Source organism: Bacillus sp. 05T31 (genome assembly GCF_056396725.1).
The window spans coordinates 1-1,018 of the sequence record NZ_JBFTMA010001054.1; the positions used below are offsets into that span (position 1 = coordinate 1).

Below are 1,018 nucleotides of genomic sequence, written 5' to 3' on the forward strand. Positions count from 1 at the left end.
GGGTAAAGCCTTTAGCGACAGATTGATAAAATTTTTGAACGATGCCATTTTTTTCTTCTGTATATACGATTTCTATAAAACCATTCTTCTCTAATTCTTTTAAATGATAATGAATTTTCGCCCTTGAAATGCCGAATTTCTCAGATAGCAGTTGTCCTGTATAAGGACGTTCGCATAGACGCATCATCATTTCGGCACGTAGTGGATCGCTTATTGCTTTTAGTTGGCTATAAGTAGTTAGTGTTAACAYGGGCTTCAAMATRATCAACTCCTCAAATTAAATTACTCGGTCAAGATTATTTGACTGAATTGTATCAAGTATTTCAATTATTTTCAATACTTTCTGAAAATTTAATCTTTCTTCTGTAATCTTCTGTTCATATTCCGTTCATAATTCTTTTTTATGATAAGTGCATAGAAAGTAATAGGAAGGAGCGAGCGAAATGTTTTTAGCTCTGCGTGAATTAAAACAATCAAAATTAAGATACGGATTAATCGGACTTATTATGGTGTTATTATCATTTTTAGTCCTTGTCATTTCAGGATTAGCAAATGGATTATCATATGATAATGCTTCATCGATTCAAAATATGGAGGCAAATAAGTTTGTATTAGCGGATGATGCGGAAAATAAATTACTTCGTTCACAAATTAAGAAAGAAGATGTAGATAACGTAGTAAATCAAGTGGACGCGAAAGAGGCAGTTCCGTTTCGTGTGAAAGTTTCAACGTATGAAAAGAAAGATAGTTCGAAAAAAGTTGATGTCGCTATTTTCTCAAGTGAACGTGATTCATTTTTAGAACCGAAAATTGTAGAAGGCGAGAAATTAGGTACAGCAAACAACGAAATGGTTGCTGATGAGTCAATTAAAGAAAAAGGAATCGATATTGGGGATACAATTATTGATCCTGTTTCAAAGAAAGAATTTAAAATCGTTGGATTTACGAAAGATCAAATGTTTAGCCATACACCAGTCGTTTATGTAAATGAAGACGTATGGGGCGCTATCTCACAACC

Annotated in this window: 2 protein-coding genes; one reads left to right on the plus strand and one right to left on the minus strand. The window is 33.3% G+C overall.

Translation table 11 applies throughout. The features are described from left to right. Positions 1-259 (minus strand): ArsR/SmtB family transcription factor (locus AC1DJR_RS31280; protein ID WP_477004388.1); only part of this gene is annotated, 259 nt, incomplete at its 3' end. Between the two features lie 184 nt (positions 260-443). Here AC1DJR_RS31280 and AC1DJR_RS31285 point away from each other — a divergent pair. After that, positions 444-1,018, plus strand: a 575-nt coding sequence (locus AC1DJR_RS31285; protein ID WP_477004389.1) for an ABC transporter permease, incomplete at its 3' end; no start/stop codon positions are given.